The 20,843-nt window shown below is 60.5% G+C and carries 14 protein-coding genes; 9 read left to right on the top strand and 5 right to left on the bottom strand.

Annotated elements, in window-relative coordinates; genetic code table 11:
• Nucleotides 1–17: 17 nt before the first annotated feature.
• Together BACI9J_RS11765 and BACI9J_RS11760 are read right to left on the bottom strand one after the other, a co-directional pair.
• Nucleotides 18–1,016, bottom strand: coding sequence for a LysR family transcriptional regulator (locus tag BACI9J_RS11765; RefSeq protein ID WP_159734542.1), 999 nt, complete (start codon nucleotides 1,014–1,016; stop codon nucleotides 18–20).
• A 78-nt stretch (nucleotides 1,017–1,094) separates the two neighbouring features.
• Nucleotides 1,095–2,312, bottom strand: coding sequence for a flavin reductase family protein (locus BACI9J_RS11760; protein WP_159734541.1), 1,218 nt, complete (start codon nucleotides 2,310–2,312; stop codon nucleotides 1,095–1,097).
• A 253-nt stretch (nucleotides 2,313–2,565) separates the two neighbouring features.
• Here BACI9J_RS11760 and BACI9J_RS11755 point away from each other — a divergent pair, with 253 nt between their 5' ends.
• Entirely contained in the window at nucleotides 2,566–4,191 is a 1,626-nt protein-coding gene (locus BACI9J_RS11755) for an MFS transporter (RefSeq protein WP_159734540.1), read from the top strand.
• 18 nt (nucleotides 4,192–4,209) lie between these two features.
• Here BACI9J_RS11755 and BACI9J_RS11750 read toward each other — a convergent pair whose 3' ends face one another.
• Nucleotides 4,210–7,512: a glycosyl hydrolase gene (locus BACI9J_RS11750; RefSeq protein ID WP_201296570.1), complete on the bottom strand. Its 3,303-nt coding sequence runs from the start codon at nucleotides 7,510–7,512 to the stop codon at nucleotides 4,210–4,212.
• A 199-nt stretch (nucleotides 7,513–7,711) separates the two neighbouring features.
• On the opposite strand from BACI9J_RS11750, the gene BACI9J_RS11745 reads away from it, so the two are divergent.
• Genes BACI9J_RS11745 through BACI9J_RS11725 form a run of 5 tightly spaced genes read left to right on the top strand, consistent with a single transcriptional unit; the run spans nucleotide 7,712 to nucleotide 14,150 of the window.
• Nucleotides 7,712–9,097: an ABC transporter substrate-binding protein gene (locus tag BACI9J_RS11745; protein WP_159734539.1), complete on the top strand. Its 1,386-nt coding sequence runs from the start codon at nucleotides 7,712–7,714 to the stop codon at nucleotides 9,095–9,097.
• Between the two features lie 35 nt (nucleotides 9,098–9,132).
• Nucleotides 9,133–10,092, top strand: coding sequence for a carbohydrate ABC transporter permease (locus tag BACI9J_RS11740; protein WP_159734538.1), 960 nt, complete (start codon nucleotides 9,133–9,135; stop codon nucleotides 10,090–10,092).
• 6 nt (nucleotides 10,093–10,098) lie between these two features.
• The gene (locus BACI9J_RS11735) at nucleotides 10,099–10,935 is read left to right on the top strand and encodes a carbohydrate ABC transporter permease (RefSeq protein WP_159734537.1); all 837 of its coding nucleotides are present in this window, start codon (nucleotides 10,099–10,101) and stop codon (nucleotides 10,933–10,935) included.
• Nucleotides 10,932–12,473 (top strand): family 43 glycosylhydrolase, encoded by a 1,542-nt coding sequence (locus BACI9J_RS11730; RefSeq protein WP_159734536.1) that lies wholly within the window; start codon nucleotides 10,932–10,934, stop codon nucleotides 12,471–12,473. Before BACI9J_RS11735 ends, BACI9J_RS11730 begins: the two co-directional genes overlap by 4 nt.
• A gap of 42 nt (nucleotides 12,474–12,515) precedes the next feature.
• Nucleotides 12,516–14,150, top strand: coding sequence for a DUF5597 domain-containing protein (locus tag BACI9J_RS11725; protein ID WP_159734535.1), 1,635 nt, complete (start codon nucleotides 12,516–12,518; stop codon nucleotides 14,148–14,150).
• Between the two features lie 61 nt (nucleotides 14,151–14,211).
• Here BACI9J_RS11725 and BACI9J_RS11720 read toward each other — a convergent pair whose 3' ends face one another.
• On the bottom strand, nucleotides 14,212–15,726 hold the full coding sequence (locus tag BACI9J_RS11720) for a GMC oxidoreductase (protein ID WP_328699797.1): 1,515 nt from the start codon (nucleotides 15,724–15,726) through the stop codon (nucleotides 14,212–14,214).
• Nucleotides 15,727–16,018: 292 nt separating this feature from the next.
• Here BACI9J_RS11720 and BACI9J_RS11715 point away from each other — a divergent pair, with 292 nt between their 5' ends.
• From BACI9J_RS11715 to BACI9J_RS11705, 3 genes are read left to right on the top strand one after another with little or no spacing between them, the layout of a single operon-like run.
• Entirely contained in the window at nucleotides 16,019–17,071 is a 1,053-nt protein-coding gene (locus BACI9J_RS11715) for a TIM barrel protein (protein WP_159734534.1), read from the top strand.
• Nucleotides 17,061–17,453, top strand: coding sequence for a C-glycoside deglycosidase beta subunit domain-containing protein (locus tag BACI9J_RS11710; protein WP_159734533.1), 393 nt, complete (start codon nucleotides 17,061–17,063; stop codon nucleotides 17,451–17,453). The genes BACI9J_RS11715 and BACI9J_RS11710 overlap by 11 nt, the downstream gene beginning before the upstream one ends.
• A gap of 54 nt (nucleotides 17,454–17,507) precedes the next feature.
• Nucleotides 17,508–19,694, top strand: coding sequence for a glycoside hydrolase family 3 N-terminal domain-containing protein (locus tag BACI9J_RS11705; protein WP_236558670.1), 2,187 nt, complete (start codon nucleotides 17,508–17,510; stop codon nucleotides 19,692–19,694).
• 69 nt (nucleotides 19,695–19,763) lie between these two features.
• Here BACI9J_RS11705 and BACI9J_RS11700 read toward each other — a convergent pair whose 3' ends face one another.
• Nucleotides 19,764–20,687, bottom strand: a complete 924-nt coding sequence (locus BACI9J_RS11700) for an AraC family transcriptional regulator (RefSeq protein WP_201296568.1) — start codon at nucleotides 20,685–20,687, stop codon at nucleotides 19,764–19,766.
• Nucleotides 20,688–20,843: the final 156 nt, after the last annotated feature.

Genomic DNA, 20,843 nt, shown 5'->3' with positions numbered 1-20,843 from the left:
CTCCTGAAGTGTTTGTGTCAGGCAAGAACGTGTTGAGCCGTCTGTGGCTCGAAGGTTCGTTCTGCCTCGGGTTTTTCTGATGTTCGGGTGACAGGGTTGTCGGTGGCTTCGGCGTCCAGCTTCGCTGCGGCGCGTGCTACCAGCCGGCGGAACCACTGATGCCCGGGGTCAGCTGTCTTGGAGGGGTGCCACCAGGCGCACTCCACCAAAGTGGGAAGGCTGATGGGAAGCTGCATGATCCTGACGCCGGCCACGGAGGCCAGCATTCGTGCGAGCCTCTCCTGGACGAGGGCCAGGCGGGCTGTTCCTGCCACGGCGAACGGAAGCATCAGGAAGCTGTCCACGATGATGTCCGTCCTTTCGCCCAGTTGGAGGTCATAGACCCTGCGGTCCGCCAACGTTGAATCAACCTCAGTCCCGAAGAGCCTCGCCCAGCGGGCGTCCCGCATCTCCTCTACGGTCAGCGTTCTTTCCGGCGACGTGGCCCCTGTGACGCATACCCAGTTATCGGTAAATAGCTCGGTATGCGGAAAGCCGGAAAAATGACCCTTGGGAATGAGCATGAGATCTGCCGACTGAAGCGTCTCCTTGATGCGTTCCACGGCCTGCGGGGTGACGGCATCAAAATGAACCTGCACTCCGGGTGCTTCCTCTTGGAGCATGCTCATCAATCTCCCGGACAGCGCTGTAAGGCAGTAGTCCGAAGTGACGATCCGGAAGCTCCGGGTTGACAGTGCGGGGTCAAATACGGCTTGCGCGTCAAAGGTTCTTTCCACCATGCGGAGGATCTGGGCGACGTCTTCTTTGAGGACCTGTGCCAGGGGGGTGAGTTCATAGGCTGCACCAACGCGTGTCAGCAGCTGGTCATCAAACTGCCTGCGTAGCCGCTGGAGGGACGAGCTCATGGCCGGTTGACTTATACCGATCCTGGCGCCTGCCCGCGTGACATTCTGTTCGACGAGCAGTGCGTCCAAGGCAACCAGCAGGTTGAGGTCCGCAGTCAGAAGGTTGACCATGAGGTTCTCCAAATCCGAATTAGAATACTGATACTAATTATGGGACGCGTCACACCCCAGGTCAATAGGCTGCCAGGACTATGGTGCGATGGCGCTCGGGGGAGTGCCTCCGATCGTTTGGGTGATGGCCGCAGCCGAAGCAGCCAGCCTGTCGCGGCAGTCTTCAAGCCGGGCCAAGGAGTCATCCCCGGAGAATCCGTTCACCGTGAGCGTCACGGCAACCTGCCCTTCCGAATCGAAAACGGGGGCGTGCAAGGACGTAACCCCTGCAGGATCATCCAATGCGGCAGGCCCGGAGGATGCTGCCCGTTCGATGAGAAGGGGCAGGACACCGCTGAGATCAGGTGCCGCGGTGTCGCTGGGTACGTGGACAATCCGTTCAAATTCAGCGGCTGCACCCACATCCACGGATACGGCGTATCCCAGGGAACGGACCTGCTCCAACTCGGCGTGCGCGAGGGTGGCATCAATCTTGCCCACCACCTCACGGGCATTGTCGATCCAACGCTTCTCTGCGCCCTCGCCTGCCCACGCCACGTGGAGCGGTGCAAGCGGAGCGGCAAGGCCGAAAGAGACCCCTACGCGTGATGGTGAGCCCCCGGGGGAGCTGTCCACACCAGCGGCGGTGAGGACTACAACGGAATCGTCAACGACTCCGCTCACCAGGACTTCAAGCTTCAACTCTTCGGCAAGTGCTTCAATAACCGGGCGTGCAGCATCCGCGGCCTTAACGTGCCTCGTGAGGGCGGTAGCCGGAGAAATGATGGAGGGAATGGTGAAGGAACCGTAGCCGCCACGGAGAAACAGCAGAGGCAGTTCCTTGGAGGACCCCACTCCCAATGCTCTGACGCGGCCAATAACGATGTCGTGATCGCCCGAGCGGATGACGTCCTCGATGTCACAGTCAATCCAAGCGGCCGCCCCCTCCAGCCGCGGGCTGCCCGATGGTGTGTCTGCCCAATGATTGGCGCTGAAGCGGTCCTCAGCTTTCCGGGAAAATGCGCGGCAAACATCCTGCTGTCCAGCGGTGAGGATGTTCGCGCAGAAGGAACCGGTTTCCCTGATCTTGGGCCAACTTGTGGAGCGGACATCGGGCATGAACGCCACCAGGGGCGGATCCAGTGAGACCGAACTGAACGTCCCCACCACCATTCCTGCGGGCTCATCGTCGCCGGGCGCAGCCGTGATCAGGGTGACGCCGGTGGGGTACTGGCCGAGGACGTAGCGGAACCAAGCAGCGTTTTCGGGGCTGGTCTCGTGCGTTTCGGCAGTGGAAGCGCGGATGCTCTGTGTCATCGTCTTGCTCTCCTCTTCGTTGAGATTTCCTCCAGTAAACGTGGGGGAGAGGCTGGTGCGGAAATAGTTCCAAAGTATGCGCGCTATCGCGAATTCCGATGCTTCATCCCCCGGTCCGGGGATGTGCGCCGGTGATAGGTTCGTGGGGATACCGGGGCCCTCGGGGCCCGTCGGCTGAGGGTCAACGTTCCCCCGGGCGCGCATCTGGCCGGTATCGAGCCACCTTTGCTGGCTCTCCCAGAACGAGGTTGCGGTGCGCCGTTCAAACTTGTCCCCACCCACCAGCCCCGACGATGTTGAGGGTTCTCCTGCTCTTGCTGCAACGTCGGCCACTGAGCCCCTGGAACCATCCGATGCGGTAGTGCCATCCGATGCGGTGATGCCCTCCGATGCGTCAGTCCAAGCTTCACCCAAGGTCCGGATCGGCCCGCTTTACGCCGCGTTGCTGATCATCGTTTTGCTGGGGGCCTTGGACCACACCATCGTGGCCACGGCCCTGCCTACCGTGGTGGGCGAGCTGGACGGTGCCCGCCACATGGCGTGGATCATTACGGCCTACACCTTGGCGATGACGGTGGGCATGCCTGTGTATGGGCGGTTGGGGGACCGGTACGGCCGGCCGATGCTCCTGATGGTGGCCTTGACCATATTCCTGGGGGCATCCGTCCTGTGCGGCTTCGCCCAGGACATGTTCCAGCTTTCCCTGTTCCGTGGCATTCAAGGATTGGGCGGTGCGGGACTCGGAGTGCTCCCGCCGGCGATCATCGCCGACCTCGTACCGCCGCGCCAGAGGGCAAAATACCTGGGCCCGCTGGGATCCGTTTTTGGTATTGCCACAGTCATCAGCCCCTTGGTTGGTGGCGCCATTACTGACACCGTTGGGTGGCGGTGGGTGTTCTGGATCAACCTTCCCGTTGGCCTGTTGGCTCTGGCCATGGCGTTTTCGCTCCGCCGCCTGAAGACCATCCGCGGATCGGGCGGCGTGGATTGGCCCGGCACCCTCCTGATGGTGGTCTTCACCTGTTCGTTGGTAGCGGTGATTTCGCTGGGCACGGAGCCGGATATAGCCGCAGGGATTCTCTGGGCAATCGGTGTATTGGCGGCCGTTTCCGGCGTGCTCTTTGTGGTGGTGGAGATCCGATCCAAGCACCCGCTGATCCCCATGAAAATGTTCAAGAGCTGGCCCGTGGTCAATGCGGCCGGTCTGGGCCTGGTGATCGGTGCCGGCCTGTTCAGCGTGGTGGCGTACCTTCCCAGCTACGTGCAGATGGTGTATTCCACCTCGGCTTCCGTGGCCGGCATGATTCTCCTGCCAATGGTCCTGGGGATGATGGTTTCTACGAACCTCACCGGATGGCTTGTCAGCCGTACAGGGAGGTACAAGATTTTCCCTCTGGCAGGGTCGGCGCTCGCCGTTGCAGCAGCCATTGGCCTCAGGCTCCTGCAGCCCGGTAGCCCGTTGCCGGTGGTGGGTCTCCTTCTTGCACTTTTGGGGTTGGCCGTGGGGAGCTTCATGCAGATCACCGTTGTGGCGGCGCAAAACGCGATGCCGCACTCCGTGGTCGGTAGCGTGACCGCATCCCTTGGCTATCTTCGTGAACTCGGGGTCACGGTGGGCACAGCGGTCTTCGGTGGACTCTTTGCGACCATGCTCGCCCGGGGCTCAGCAGAGAACAAGCTAGGTTTGCCGCCGTCGATGGTCACCGATCCCCAGGCGGTCCAGCAACTGCCCCCGGCGCTTCAGTCCGGTGTGGCCAGCATCTACACGGACGCGTTTCTCCCGATCTTCGGGTTGCTGGCCTGCATCTTCGCCGTCGGGGTATTGCTCTCTGTCTTCATGCCGGAGCAGCGCCTGGCCGACCACAAAGACGTCGGCTAGGCGCTGGCCAGCGGGGCCCTATCCCGCTCTGGCCAGGAGCCGGACCGGCCCGTGAAGGCCGGCCGGCAAGGTCGCGGCATTGGCTTCAAAGATGGATGCTCCCGGACGCTGGGGGTTGCCTTCCCCGGCATCGCCTGCCAGCCGGTTCCACCAGGTGTTGGTCACAGCTATCTCCAGAACATTGTTTCCGGTTTGGACAGCGTCGCTGATATCAATGATGAAGGGGTGGGTCCACAGCGTGCCCAGAAGTTTGCCATTGAGCCGAACCTCGGCAAGGTCGCTGACATCTCCCAAATCCAGAAGCAAGCGTTGGGGCGGCCCGGACAGTATCGCATCAGCAGAGAACGCATGGCGATACGTCGCAGTTCCTGAAAAGAACGTGACGTCATCCGTGTGATGGCCGGCGTTCGGCCCGCTCCAGGGTGCCGCGGTTTCCAACACGAGTGCGGACGGTGACTGGCCGTCGCCGTCGAAGACTACTTCCCACGGACCCTCCAACAGCTGCTCTGCGGTAGCACTTTCCTGACGATGGTTGACAGCTGCAGCGCGGCCGCCATGCGGGCGGAGAAGAATGAAGACCGAACCGAATGGTTCGAGGTGGAGGTCGACGGCGGTCCGGCCCGCTTCGGAGCGGACACTGACATCGGAGCGGGACGCCTTAACAGGGTCCCAAAGCTCCGCCGACCATGCCTCGCCCCGGAAAGATGCACTCACCTGTTCCTGGCGATCCTGCTGGTTGCTGACGAAGTAGAGTTCAGCGTCTTTCAGATGACGGCGGATGACTGGCAGCACCGCGGCCTCTGAAGCCCGCATCGCCCAATCGGCGTCCACGCCTATCCTGGCGAGTACAGCGGCGACGCCGTGTGCCGATGCCACGCCCGAAAGGTCCAGCAGGCCAGGATGCCCGCCCCATAGATTCTCGACGGCGGCAGCCCACACGGTGGGGTCGTCACTTTGGCTGGGGGAGCTTTCGGGACGCCACCCGGCAACGGTGGCTCCGGCGTCGAGCAATTCCGTGATGCGCCGGACGGCCGCCAGGGTCATCCGGCGACTGGAACCGCCTAGATACAGCAAACGGTAGGTTGTGCCGCCAGTGGTGAGCAGACCGCCGTCGGGGGTGACGCTGAGGTGATTCAGCAGGCCGTCAAGATTGATGAAGTCGAAGCCGTACCCCTCAGGCACTTCCGAAGCTGTGTCACCGAAGACAGCTGTGAGGGGTGCTTCCTCGCCGTAGAAGTATGCGACGTCAGCGGCGTATGTGCCCTGCTGGAGCAGGTAGCTGCAACGGCCTATGTAATCGAGCCACGGCATCGCTGCATGCGCCCAGGTTTCGTTCCGGGTGAAGGATTGACCAAGATACGGTGACAGAGGAATGCCGGGCTTGGGAACGGTCTCGGGCTGATGGGGCGATGTATGGATGTTCAGGAGATTAACTCCCAGCGCGAATTCCATATCAACGATTGGCTTGAGTTTACGGGGTGAATAAGTGAACGGCTTCCCGAAGGCACTCATGGACTCGGCGCCGGTTGCTGCTTTCCCGTAGACATGGGCAACGGAAGCGGCACCCCGAAGATCCGCAACATATGTTGGCTGGGGTCCTTCGTCGGGCTCGTAACACCACATGGCGCCCATGGGGATGTCAGCGTGGGAGCGCATCTCGAGGTCGTCGCCGAGCTGTGGCCGATGATCCTCCAACGCTTCCGCGTAATATGTCAGGCCGCGCTCACGGGCTATTCCGGCAATGGTTCCATAGTGGTTGTCTGCGAGAAGTTCGGAGATGGTCTTCCGGAGGTCCCAGAGGAAGGAGTCACTCTGCTGCGCACTGCCCACAATGATGCCGCTGATGGTGGGCAGCCATGGCAGAAGATCGTAACCGCGACGCCTTTGGAACTCGCTGCGCATGGCCGCCGTCCAATTTTGCGGGCCGGACTCGATGCTGTCACTGAGCAGAGCCGAGATTCCCTCCAACTCGTTGCCGAGAGCGTCCTCAAAGAATCCCAGATAATCCTCGAAATATCCGGTGACCAGACCCGCGTCCAGTTTGTCCACTTCCAGGCCGGTGGCGTCAACAGGCGCCGGAGCATTGAGATGCCCGGTCAAGGAGTAACCAAAGCGCAGGACAGTCCATTCTCCGCTTACAGGTACCCAGTCCAACGTTCCGTCAGGAAGCAGGTACGCCGTGACGTCAAGGACGTCCTGCGGGCGGACGGCATCGGACGGTTGGCTCGGCCCGCCGTCGAGCGCGTAATAGTCAGGGGCGGGCGCGTACCCGGCCTTTTCCTCCGCACGGTTGACGCGTACACCGGAGAAGAGCTGAAAGGCTGACACCTTGAAGGCTGGATTAATGGACGAGGCTAAACCGGGCAAGGGCCTGAGGCCCGGTTCAATGGGGAAACTGTGGCCCTTTCCCGTCTCAAGGACCAGCCGGAAGATGGGGGCGGTCACGGCAGGAAAACTCGTGGAACGAACCGGCGATCCCGACGCCGGGAGCTCTGCCACCAAGCTGAAGGTCACGCCGTCAAGGCTGGCCTCCAACCGGGCTTTGGGGGCAGGCGGCGCTCCGAAGCCGTGAGGGACCGGTAGGCCAACCCGCACGGACGAAATTGAAGTCGGCTGCTCGAATTCCGTCATGATCCACGCGGTATCACCGTCTGAAGAGAGTTCCAGGGCAGGCCAGAATCGGGCATCCGCCAACGAACTCAGCTTCCGGTTGCCTGTAGTTACTGCGCTCGCAGTGCAGCGACCCGTATCCAGCGGAAAGTGGCTACCCTCCCGGGGAATCGCCAAGACGGCCAGGTCTTCGTAATAGTCCGGTACGCCGATCGGGTCCTTTCGGACGGCCGCGAAGGGAATGTCCTGATAAGGCCCCGACGACGACGGCGGCGCAACCAGTTGTGGCCGGCCCGCCTGAGCAGCGGTCACGCATGCGGCACTCCAAACGAGCTTCTTCATTCCAGCGGCCGGGGCAACCCACGGGCCGCCCGTGGCGCTCCAGCCGGCTGACGTTGCAATCGCCAGTTCAAGCCCGAGCCTTGTGGCTGTGGACGCCGCACACGCGATGGCCGACTGCCATGCCGAAGAGCGGAAGGTTACGCACTCCGCGGTGTACTGGGGGACACCCATGGACCCTGTAAACGCTTGAACGCCACCAGCACCGGACGCTGCCAACCACTCGAGATCCTTGACGATTCCCGCTTCATCCACGTTCCCATCCATCCAATGCCACCAAACCCGCGGGCGGGCCGAAAGCGGCGGATCCACAAAACCCGGGAACAGGGTGTCTGCTTCGAGGGAAGGGGTGGCTGCGGCATCTTCGGGCACAGGGACATCCTTACGTAGGGGAGACGGCTCATGCCGCGACTTCTCAATTCAGCCTAAAACCTGCGCATGTACCCATGGGGGAAAGCAGGCATGCGGAGAGAAGATGGTGAGCATAGACGATAACTATTTCCATGGCCGCTGTGACCTGACCTACCTTGAATGACAGGAGCCAGCTTGTGATCCAGGAAACATTTCCCGGATGCGGCTCGAATCCACTGATCGCTATGGCGAGCAGGACAACGACGTCATGAAAGGCCCCACCATGAAGAATGCACCAAGCCCCGCTGGCCGGAGGTTCCTCTCCGTTGCAGCGCTGGCATCCGTCACCGCATTGGCGCTGAGCGCCTGCGGTGGGGGCGATGCGAACAGCAACGCACCCATCGCAGAAGAGACAGGCCCGGTTGAGATCACCCTGGCAACCCCCGCATTCACCGGCGGCGGCGCCGGAAACCCTTACCTGACGTTGATTGACGCCTTCAAGGCCAAGAACCCGAACATCACGGTTAAATTGGTTGAATCGCCCAACGACCAGCACGGGCAGACCATGCGCACCCAGCTCCAGGCAGGCAATGCGCCGGACATTTTCTACGTTACGGCAGGGCGCGGAAACAACCAGTCCTTTGCCTCACTGGCCGAGGCAGGCTACCTGCAGGACCTGACGGACCAGAAGTGGGCAGCGGATGCGATTCCAGCCTCCGCCAAGAACCTGTACTACGACGAGGACAAGGTCTTTGCCGTTCCGGCCGACCTCGCACCCATCACCATGCTGCAGAACACGGGTGTTTTGAAAGAGCTTGGCCTCCAGGAACCCGCCACGTTGGACGAACTGATCACCCAGTGCAAAACCGTACGGGCAGCAGGCAAGTCGTACTTTGCGGTAGCAGGAACTTCGGGTGCCAACACCGGTCTGCAGGCGATGCAGCTGTCCGCCTCGCTTGTTTACGCCAAGGATCCACAGTGGGACGCCAAGCGCGCCAAGAAGGAAACCACCTTTGCTGACTCCGACTGGAAGAAGGTCCTTGAGCAGATCGTGAAGTTCAAAGACGCTGGCTGCTACCAGGATGGCGCAGCGGGTGCCGGCTTTGACCAGCTCTTCCCGTCAGTTGCCCAGGGCAAAGTGGCCGCAGCATTTGCTCCTGCAGGTGCCGTTGCTGCACTCAGGGCCCAGGTCAAGGACGGTTCCTTCGACGTAGCGGTTCTCCCGGGAGAGAAGGCTGAGGACACCCGGTTGATCGCAAGCCCCGGCAACGCCTTGGCCGTCAATGCTGCCAGCAAGCACAAGGGTTCCACCCTGAAGTTCCTTGAATTCCTGGCCCAGCCCGCCAACCAGGACGCCTTGGCCAAGGCCAATGGAAACGTATCCGTCACCTCGGCAATTTCCAGCACGGTGCCTGAACAGTTCCCGTCGTTGGAACCGTACTTCTCAGAGCCTGAGAAGAAGATCGTTTCCCAGCCCAACTACCTCTGGCCCAACAGCGGCGTTTACGACTCGCTCGGCACCGGTATTCAGGGCCTCTTGACCGGTCAGGCCACCCCTGACCAGGTTCTGAAGACCATGGACGAGCAATACGACCGCGGCGCCTAGCCCACGGCGTCGAACCCTGATTGGAACAACTTCCCATGACCGCACAACTTGAGCACAAAGCGGAAGGCGCCCGGGTCACCGGGCGCCAGCCCCGCTCCGGCAAACAGAACAGCCGCAAAGGTGACCGCAACACCGAGCGTCGCTTCGCAACGTGGTGGTGGTTCACCCCCGCACTCCTGGCCCTGGTGCTCATCCACTATGCCCCCAGCGCCATTGGAGGTTTCTTTGCCTTCACCAACTGGAAAGGCTTGGGAAAGTGGAAGTTTGTGGGCTGGGAAAACTTCGCAGCAATAGCCGAAGGCGGCCCGACCACCACAGCCCTCATCAACACTTTCATCATCGGAATTTCGTTCGTGGTCCTCACAAACGTCCTTGGCTTGTTGCTTGCTCTTGGCCTCAACAGGACCGTGAAATCACGCAATGTCATCCGTACGCTGATTTTCGCTCCGGTGGTCCTCAGCTCGCTGGCAACGTCCTACATCTGGAAGTTCATCTTCGAACAAGACGGCCCGCTCAACGAATTCCTGGCATCGATCGGACTTGAGTCTTTGCAACGGACGTGGTTGGGCGATCCGTCCACCGTCCTTCCGGCGATCATCATCGTCATGGTCTGGCAGAACGTCGGCTTGGTGATGGTCATGTACTTGGCCGGACTGGCCACAGTATCGCCGGAACTCGAAGAGGCCGCATCCCTTGACGGGGCGAGCCTTTGGCAGAGGTTCAACTACGTGGTCCTGCCGGCCATCATGCCGTCCGTGGTGATCGCCATGACACTCATGCTGATCAACGGTCTCCGCGTCTTCGACCAGATCCAGGCCCTGACGGGTGGCGGTCCCTACGGGGCTTCGGAAACCCTCGCCGTGACCATCTATAAGGAGACCTTTGTGATGGGCCGCTTCGGATTCGGTGCCGCACTTGCCTTGGTCATGTCCGTGATCATCATCATCCTCACGGTGGCCCAGCGCCTCCTCCTCCGTACGAATTCCAAAGGTTAGCCAGCCATGTTCCGTTACACGAAGAAGACCTTCCTCCGCGAGGCACTGCTGATCCTGGTTGCCCTCATCTTCCTGCTGCCGTTTTACTTCCTGATCAACCTGGCCCTCAAGAACGGCAACGACGCTCTCACGACGTCGGCCATGCAACTGGTCACCAACCCCACCTTGGATGCTTTCGGTCAAGCCATTCGCGGCGGCCGCCAGGCAACGCTGATGGATGGGATGTTGAACAGCGTCATCATCACCGCGGGAAGCGTGCTGGTGTTGGTAGCTGTTGGATCCATCTCTGCCTACACGCTGAGCCGCCGGACCGGGAAGCTCAGCAAAGTGGCCATGGGACTCATCCTGGTGACCATGGTCCTGCCCGCGCAGGCCGCCATCATCCCCATTTATGTGGGTATGCGAAACGTCGGCCTGGTGGGCACCCACGCCGGCACCATCATTATGTACGCCGGTGCGCTGCTGCCCATCTCGATCTTCCTCTACATGGGATTTACCAACGGCATAGCCCGGGACTACGAAGAAGCCGCCCAGATCGACGGAGCTTCCCGGTTCACCGTGTTCCGTAAGATCATCTTCCCGCTGCTTTCGCCAGCCACCGGCACCGTGGCGATATTCACCGGACTCATCGTGTGGAACGACTTCTTCACCGGGCTGATCTTCCTCAACGGTTCAGACGCCGTCACCCTGCCAGTGGTGATCTACAACTTCGTTGGCGAGAGCGTTTCCCAATGGAACGTGATCTTCGCAGCCATCATCATCTCCATGATCCCCATCCTGGCGTTCTTCCTGGTGGCACAGAAGCAATTCATCCAAGGCTTCACAGGAGGCGTCAAATCTTGAGTTCACTCGAATTGACCACCGACGTCGAGGGCCAGCGTCGCGCTGATCTCGGCGATGGGACCTACATAAATCCGGTCTTCGCAGGCGACCATCCGGACCCGGCCATCCTCAAGGACGGTGAGGACTACTACGTCACGTTTTCGTCCTTTGAGTCCACTCCCGGACTCATCATCTGGCACTCCCGCGACCTCCTCAATTGGCGGCCGTTGGGCGCCGCCTTGCCAACACCGATCGGAAACGTCTTCGCCGTCGACATGTGCAAGGTGGGGGACAGGTACTACATCTACGTTCCCATTATTTCCACTGCCGTATCCCCGGACCCCACCGCGCCACCACAGATCTACGTGATTCACGCGGACTCCATGTCCGGGCCGTGGAGCGAACCCACCAACCTGGGAATCAACGGTCACATCGATCCAGGCCACGTCGTAGGCGAAGACGGCCACCGGTACCTTTTCCTCAGCGGCGTGAGCCGCGTCCGCCTGAGCTCCGACGGGCTATCAACCGACGGACCGGTAGAGCACGTTTACGACGGTTGGCGTTATCCGGATGATTGGGTCACCGAGGCTTATGCACTCGAAGGTCCAAAGCTCACCAAGCGCGGCGAATGGTTCTATCTCACGACGGCGGTGGGCGGCACTGCCGGTCCGCCCACGGGGCACATGGTCACAGTAGCCCGCTCGCGTTCGGTTCACGGGCCTTGGGAAGACTGCCCCGCCAATCCGATCATCCGAACCTGGGATTCCACGGAACCATGGTGGAGCAAAGGACATGCCACACTCTTTGAAGGACCAGGCGGCCAATGGTGGAGCATCTATCACGGCTATGAAAATGGCTTCACCACGTTGGGCCGGCAGACTTTGCTGGAGCCTATCGGGTGGGACAAGGACGGCTGGCCGCGTGCAGCCGGTGGAGATCTTTCCAAACCGCTGCCTGCGCCGCTTCCTGAAGTTTCCAGTTCGGGACAAACACGCCATGGGATCGAACTCTCTGACGACTTTGCTGAGGAACGGTTCGGTATTCAGTGGTCCTTCCATGCTCCGTCCAAGGATGAGTATCTCCGGGCTTCCTTGGATGACGGACTCGTCCTTGCGGCGCGCGGCACCAACCCATCAGACAGCTCTCCGCTGACTTGCATCGTGGGGGACCGGCGTTATGAGATCAGCGTCGAGGCCGAGTTCGTTGGTGGCGCCCAAGGAGGTCTGTTGCTCTATTACAGTGACCGGCTCTTTTGCGGCATGGGCCACGACGGCACCCGCTTGCAGAGCTACCGGGCTGGCAGGGATATTCCCTACTGGCGTGAACCGGCGCCCTCTGCGACGAAGATCCATTTCCGCATCGTCAACGACGGAAACATTGTCACCCAGTACTACAGCACCGATGGCATCGACTGGACGCGCCACGGCCTGCGGTTTGAAGTTTCCGGTTACAACACCAACACCGCGGACGAACTGCTCAGTCTGCGCCCCGCGATGTTCGCTACCGGCTCCGGCCACGTCAAATTCAGGAACTTCCGGTATCGGGCGCTCCAGGGCTAGAGACCCCGTGGCCCATGACCGCAGTTAATAAGAAAGAAGACCATGCCGTCCCTCCCCAGACTTGAACGCTATGCCGGCCACACCCGACTGATCGTTGACGATGAACCGTTCCTCTGTATTGGCGGTGAGCTGCACAATTCCAGCTCTTCGGATCGCCAGTTCATGGCACCACTGTGGGCAAAGATTGCTCAGTCCAAAGCCAACACAGTGATCGCAACAGTGGCGTGGGACCAGATAGAACCATCTGAAGGTGTCTTTGATTTCTCCGCCGTTGATGGGCTCATAGAAGATGCTGGATCGGCTGGCATGAAGCTCGTCATCATCTGGTTTGGAGCGTTCAAGAATGCTTCATCCACCTACGCGCCGTCGTGGGTACGAGGTGACACATCACGCTTTCCCCGAGCTGAGCGCGGATCGCAAACCATGGAAACTCCCTTTTCCTACAAAGGCTCCATGCCCCGCCCAACACTCTCTGTTTTTTCCAAGAACCTCTACGAAGCTGACAAAGCAGCGTACTGCCGCTTCATGGCCCACCTTGCTGAGACGGATACACGGCACACCGTGATCATGGTCCAGGTGGAGAACGAAGTCGGACTCCTCGGAGCAGGAAGGGACCGCTCAGCAGCAGCTTTGACCGCGTGGCAATCGCCTGTACCGGAAGTACTCAGGAAGGCCCTGGCCAACAATGAGCACTCATTCGATCCCTCGCTGGCGGCAGTTCTCCATCCCATCACCACCTCTGATGCCAGCTGGGAAGAGCACTTCGGCGACGGTAATCCGAACGCGGACGAGGCGTTCATGGCATGTGCGTTTGCCACGTACGTCGGTGGTCTGGCGGCCGCTGGCAAGGAAATACTGAATCTTCCGGCCTACGCCAACGCATGGATTGGACCGCAGCCCGGCCAGGATCTGCCAGGCAATTACCCGAGTGGCGGTCCAACGGCGAAGATGTTGCCGGTGTGGCAGGCAATTGCCCCGGCCCTGGATTTCCTTGCCCCGGATATCTATGTCCCCAACTCTGCCGAGATCATGGCCCAGTACGCTCTGCCGGAGAATGTGCTCTTCATCCCGGAGGCCAAATTCCGGGCAGGAGATGCCTTCCTCGCGGTGGGCCGGTTCGGAGGTTTTGGCTACCATGTCTTCGGCCTGGAGGATGGACGTGCGGGCAACCAATACAGCCGGGCGTGTCAGGCCATAACTTCCCTTACCCGGGAGATTGTTGATGCGCAGCGGGATGGGCGAATCTTCGGGTTTGCCTTGGAACAGGACGAAGATGACGTTGCCACCAACTTCGGCGGGATCACTGTCAGCATCCGCAACGCAGCGAAGCTATACCGGGCCATGCTCCTTGACGCAGGGGTAGTCCTGCCGCCGCCTGCGGAGTTGCCGGGGGAGACCGAAGGCTCCGCACACGGGCACACTCCAGGTGACAACCGTCCATTCGGGCTCATCATTGAGACGGGACCATTGGAGTTCCTGGTTGTGGGCCAAGGCGCGCTGTTCGATTTTAAGGGAGCAGACTCGGTGCTGGAGGTGGACTCGGTGCGGGAGCTTCGTCTGACGTTCGATGGTTGGCAAGAGGGACGACACCTAAACGGTGATGAGCGTCTGCAGGTTCTTCAAAGTGACACAATCAGCGCTGCTCGCATCAAGCTGCTGGACGTTTCCCAGCGCTGACGCTTCACAAGTATGGCGGTGTCACCTCAAAGGTGACACCGCCATTTCGCTGTCTGTGTGCTTACTGGATGCGGTCAGCTATGGCCCGGGCACCCAGCACCGCCAAGGCCACAGAAGTCAGCGTCGGATTGCAGGCAGTGGATGTGGGGATGACCCCGTTGCCGGCAACATACAGCCCGTCAGCACCCCAGACCTGGCTGTCCGGACCGCACACTGAGCGACCGTCGTCGTACTGGCCCATGCGAACCGAACCTTGGTAGTGCAATGACGAACCCGCTGGCAGGAGGAAGGGCGGCCTGTCATCCAGGAAAGTTCCCAACGCCTTCCCGGCCCGCGTGACTGACTCCTTGGCTGCTTCGATGGTCTGCAGGTCTTTCCATGTCAGGTGGTACTGGATGCTCATGCGAGGCATCCCGTAGTGGTCCAACGCGTTCTCGTCGAACTCAACCCTGTTCTCTTCCACGGTTTCCGTGGCGCAGAACCACCCGAGACCAATGATGGATCCGGGCACTACATCATCATCTTCTGCGAGTGGAACGGGCGATGCATCAAGTTGCATGACTTGGCCGTGGAAGGGCTCTTGGTCCGTGTAGGGAACCCAGGAGACTCCGCTGTGTTGTGCCGCACCCGCGGCAGCAGCTACCGTCCCGGCTTCGACAACGTCATGCGGCAATCGGACGGCAGTGATCACTTGCGGCTGGTCGTTCAAGTAGCGGCCCAGAGCGCGCAAGCGGATACCGGAAGCGAAAAGAATCTGCGGGGTCCGGAGGGCATCAGCTGCCACGACGACTATCGGAGCGCTCACAAAGGAAACAGCGCCGGTTCTGAGCTCCTTCAGCTCGACTCCGGTGACGCGTCCGCCGTCGAGCATTACGCGTTGGCACAGCGTTTGATCACGTAACTCGAAGCGGTCGCCGTGCGTCTTCGGTTCAGCCAGCGGACCAAGTACGACGTCGGTCCCTGACCACGTGACGGTGCCATTAGGATGCTTTTGAACAGCCAGCGGCATCGCTTTGACTGCCGCCGGCACTGGACGATGAAACTCACCCTCAAGTCGACGCCGGACCTCAGCCGCGAATGGTGCGTCCTCAAACGCCTCCGAAGTGACGGACAGGATCCGCTCGGCATCGGCAAGCGCTGCGTCCAAGGTGCCGTCGTCGAGGAACGTGATCCGTTCGGATCCTCCGGGCCGTGGACAGGCACAGGTCCAATGGGCGCCCATGCCGCCCACGTTGCTGGACATGGCTGCCGCCGGCATCCCCGCCAGGGGAGCCAATTCGTCGGGACGCAACAGGAACGTTCCAGGGCGTCCCGGACCTGGTGTTGGTGACTCGGTGCTAAGGGAGGTGACAGGGCCTTGGGACGCGAGCTGTGCAGCGGCTCGTGATTGTGGGTCCGGCAGGTTCTTCACGTGCAGACCTGGTTGCCCGGCCAGCAGCGGTCCGGCTTCAACCATCAGCACCCGGAGTTGTGGAGCATCTTCGTGGAGGATGCGGGCATACGTGGAGCCGGAGGGGCCGCTGCCAACAATGACGACGTCGTAAGGTTGGCCATGCATATCAGATTCGGTTTTCACGGTGGAATCCTTCGCGGATTACGTCAGTGCCCTGGTGGTGAGCCCGGCGCACAGTGCCCGGGAGCATCAGCGCACGAAGCGTTCTCAATCGATGCAGGCACCTGTAAAAACGCTACCCTTTGAAACTGCGGCGGTGCCGCTTGTGGTCATTCGATCTGTGGATGCGCAGCATCGGTGTTCGTGATCTTCCGGGCACTGCCTTTTGTGGGACTCCGCCGGTACCGTGGCAATACGCCCGTCGTTGGTCGGTGCGAAATGTCGCGCATACAGCGTGCCAAACACGAGGAGCCGGGTGTTGAATACCGCCCATCAGATCAAGCGTGGAGTCAGTTTCTACAGCTACCAGGAAGAGTGCTTCCTGAAGAAAATGTCCCTGGAGGACTGTGTCCGGGAAGCCGGATCCATTGGGGCTTTCGGTGTTGAGATCATTCCCGAACAGTCCATGACCGGCTACCCGAATCCCGGGGACGAGTTCTACCGCACCTGGGACGGATGGATGGCGAAGTACGGCACCACCACTGTGGCCACGGACCTTTTCCTGGACACCAAGCGCTACCCCGGCCGCGTCATGACACTGGATGAGATGACCGAGTCAGTACGTAAAGACCTGGACATCGCAAAAAGGCTCCGCGCAAAGTACGTCCGGGCCATCATCAATACCCCTCCGGAGGTCATGGAAGCATGCGCTCCTTACGCTGAGAAGCTGGGCCTGAAGCTGCTCCTGGAAGTTCATGCTCCCTTCCACTACGAACATCCGTGGATCATCCGGCACCTGGAAGTAATGCATCGGCTGGAGTCGCCGGCCTTGGGATTCATGCCGGACATGGGCACGTTTGTTGAACGTTTCCCGCGGGTCATGTCGGATCGCGCCTTGCGTGATGGCGCCCGGCCTCAGTTCGTTGAGCTCGCAGTGGAGACCTACAACAACCGTGGGGACGTGCACGGCCTCATGGATACGTTCAACTACATGGGTGCCAACCCAGTGGAACAAGGGATCGCACGACTCTCGACTTTCCTCACCTGGAATGACCCCAAGGTGATGCTTGAACACATGCCGCTGATCCACCACATCCAAGCCAAGTTCTACGAGATGACCGATGACGGCGTGGAGTACAGCATCCCCTACGACAAGATCATCCCGGTGCTCATCGAGGGCGGCTACAGCGGTTACCTTTCCAGCGAGTACGAGGGTAACCGGCACATCCAGGACATCTTTGACGTGGACAGCGTTGAGCAGGTCCGCAGGCAGCACCGAATGTTCGAACGCTTGCTCGGTGAAGAACCAATGATCGACGCCGCCGCTAGGGTCGGCATTTCCACCGTGGGAGGAACCAATGTTCGATAAATACATCATCGTGGAGGACACCCTGCGAAACGTCGTGGACGGCGACGACGTCACTGGCTTTGAGCTCGGCGTTCGACTTCCGTATTACCGCGGTTTAGGTCTTTCGATGGTGGAAGACGTTCAGGTCACCATTGACGGTGAAACTGCTCCGGCCGCATCGGTGTCACTGACGGTTCACGGCAATACGTACCAGCTGACTGACCTCCCAGGCGTTTTTGATGACCGATGGGAAATGGGGGAAGTCGCCACGGTTTCCGTTGCAAAGGGCGGTGGCTTGACCGCGGGCGATCATGCCGTCGCTGTGAGTGAACGGCTTCGGATCTCCTATATGCCCGTGCCGGGTGGGGGCGCGGACCAGAAGGTGCTGACCCTCCGGGACTGAACGCCAAAGCCCGCTGTAGTTGCAATCCCGTCCACTGACCAAAGGAAAATACCTGTGACATCAGCCCCTGTTCAGGAAGGGGTCATTGACCTTCTCGTCGCGTCGATGACGTGGGAACAAAAGCTCGCCCAGCTTCAGATAGCCTTCCGGCCCCGACTGGAGGACGCTGCGGATTTGGTCCGCAGCGGCATCGGAGCGGTCTTTTGGCCCCGCAGCGCAGCATCCACCAATGAACTCCAGAGGATTGCCCGCGAAGAGACACCTCACGGGATCCCACTCTTGGTGGGTTTGGATGTCGTTCACGGACAGCGGACCACTTTCCCGGTTCCCCTTGCGCAGGCTGCGAGCTTCGATCCGGCGACGGCTGAAACCGACGCTCGCGTATCTGCGCATGAGGCGGCCTCGGGGGGAGTTAACTGGACGTTCTCACCGATGATCGATGTATCCCGAGACCCGCGCTGGGGACGCGTTGTCGAGGGCTTCGGAGAGGACGCTTACGTCAACGCCGTGTTTGGTGCGTCGAAAGTGCGTGGCTATCAGGGCGAGTCGCTGCGTGATCGGGATTCCATCCTTGCCTGCGCCAAGCACTTCGTGGCCTACGGTCAGGCTGAGGGTGGTCGGGATTACAACACGGTGGATGTTTCCATGCAGCGGCTCCGAAACGTCTACCTCGAACCGTTCAAGGCAACGGTTGACGCCGGTGTGGCAACCGTTATGGCGGCCTTCAACACCGTATCCGGCCGTCCCGCCCACGCCAACCACCTCCTGCTGACAAGCATCCTCAAAGGGGAATTTGGGTTCAATGGCGTGGTGGTGGGAGATGCAGACGGCGTGGTCAACCTTCTTGATCACGGCATCGCAGAAGACCTGCCGGACGCACTCCTGCAGTCGTTTGCTGCCGGACTCGACGTCGAAATGGGCGGAAATGTTCTTTCCGATGACGGCCGTTTGCGACTGAGCCCCGGGGACGTTCCTTTGGAACGCGTGGACGATGCCGTTCGCCGGGTTCTGAATTTGAAGCTTGCCCTTGGTCTGTTCGATGATCCTTACCGGGAAGCAGACCACGAGGTGACGACTCCCTCACCCGCCAGTCGCCGGGCGACGCTTATGGCCGCTGAGAAGGGTCTGGTGCTACTCAAGAATGAATCTGTCCTGCCTCTTGGTCCGGCGCCGAAACGTGTACTGCTGGTTGGGCCCTATGCCGAGAGTACTGACCACCTCGGAGCATGGATTCAGTCGTTTGCGGAGCCTACCGGCTCCCTGGCCGACGCCATTGGGGAAGAGTGCCCTGAATGGTCGTTGACAGTGAGGGAAGGGACTGGCTTCTTCGGGGGACAGTCTGGCCATATAGCCGATGCAGTGGCTGACGCTGCGGACTTCGACGCCGTTGTAGTTGCTGTAGGGGAGCCTTCTGCGCTGACCGGCGAAGCTAGTTCCCGCAGTGATCTGCGGCTTCCGGGTGCTCAGGAGGAGTTGATTCGAGCCGTCGCCGCAACCGGCGCAGCGGTGGCCATCGTCATGTTCAACGGGCGGCCTTTGGTGACCAGCGGATGGATTGGTGCTGTGCCCGCAATTCTTGAAGCTTGGCATTCCGGTTTGGAGGGGCCTCGGGCGGTGGCGCGGGCCTTGAGTGGCGCAGTAAACCCTGGAGGTCGGCTGCCGATGACTTTCCCCCGATCGTCCAGTCAGGTGCCGATCTACTATGACCACGAAAACACCGGACGTCCGGCCACGGTCTCGGGCTCCCTTGACGGCGCTGCCGTTGATGTTGCGCTAATGGGTCCCGGCAACACGGACGACCATTACACCTCGAAGTACAAGGATCTTGACCTCGGACCCCAGTTCCCTTTCGGTCACGGCCTCAGCTATACCTCATTCGAGTACGGGGATCTTAGCCTCACGCACTCCCGGATCACCATGGAGGATCTTCGCGCCGGTCAGTCAATAGAAGTGACAATAGATGTGACGAACACCGGTCCGTGTAAAGGGGATGAAGTCACAATGCTGTTCATCCGGGACCTCGTTGCCTCGCTCGCCCAACCGGTCCGTCGGCTGCGGGGCTTCACCCGAAGCAGCTTGCAACCTGGCGAGACCATAACGCTTTCCTTCGAGCTGGGCTGGAATGACTTGGGCTTCTGGGACAACGAGGGTCTTTACATTGTGGAACCGGGTGCTTTCGAAATTCACGTAGGCGGTGGCCTCGACGATACGAGGGTATTTAATCTTCACCTGCGACCATAAATCGACAGAACAACGTGGTGTGCCCTTGAACCACGCCAAGACTGCAGGAGTGTCATCCAAGGATAGAGGCTAATCCTGCACACGTTTGCGATATTGGCTAGGGCTCTCGCCCGCATCGGCCAAGAAATGGCGGTTGAAGTTGGACAGGTTGCTGAATCCCACCTCGTAGCAGATGTCCGAGACGGGCTTATCGGTTCGTTCCAGGAGGCGGCGTGCGTGGGCCAATCGCAGTTTCCGGACGAGATCTGAAAAGTTCTGGCCGGTCGCACGTTTGAAGTATTTGGAGAACGTGGGCTCTGCCATGCCCACCATGGCTGCTGCTTCTGACATGGAGACGCTGCCGGCGTGGTTGCTGAAGACGTACTCCAAGACGATGTCCACTACGGCTTCTGCCTGGCCGTCCAATTGCGGTCGGAACCATTCGTCGGCGAGGTATTTGCGTTCGTGGTCCGGTGCCCGGGAAAGGGTGGCAAACAATGCCAGCAGGTGATGCAGCCGTTCCAAACCCGTGGAGGTGCCCATGGCTTCAATGGACGCGGCTGCCACTTCCGCCGTATGGCCAAAAAACTCTATGCCCCGTGCTGACTGTTCCAACAGCGGTTTCACTTCCGCCAGCTCCGGGACCAGCTCTGCCGCGTGTTCAACCCACCTTCCGTCAAACTGGATCACGGCATCGCGATTTTGAAGCAGTTCCCCTGGTTCGAGGTCGCTGACCCAATCATGGGGGAGCCCGGACCCAACCAGGGAAACGTGTCCGGCCTCGAAGGTGCCAATGTAGTCACCCACAATGAATTTTCCCGATCCTGTTCGGATGAGGTGGATCTCGTATTCAGGGTGATAGTTCCAACGCGCCACGGGGCTGGGGTAGTCGTGCTGGTGCCAACGGACGGAATGGTTCGGGTCTTCGGGGATCACTTCGCGGTTGGCCCGCATGCCCAGGAGCCGCTGGGCCAAGCGCGCCGCAGCACCATCGTGGGTGTAGGTGGAACTCACGGGGCCTCCAACTGGTAGGGAAAATAAGTATCAGTATGCGTCATCTATGACGCTAGTTGTGCCCCACCCCACACGCCTAATCTTGAGGAACACAGCGAGGCGCCCCGGTCATCCGGTCGAATGCCTTGCCCAGGTCTTGTACTTCCACGCAGTAGT

The sequence above is a fragment of the Arthrobacter sp. 9V genome, assembly GCF_902506065.1.
In the GTDB taxonomy this organism is placed as follows: domain Bacteria; phylum Actinomycetota; class Actinomycetes; order Actinomycetales; family Micrococcaceae; genus Arthrobacter.
This window is presented reverse-complemented; position numbering and strand designations above follow the sequence as displayed.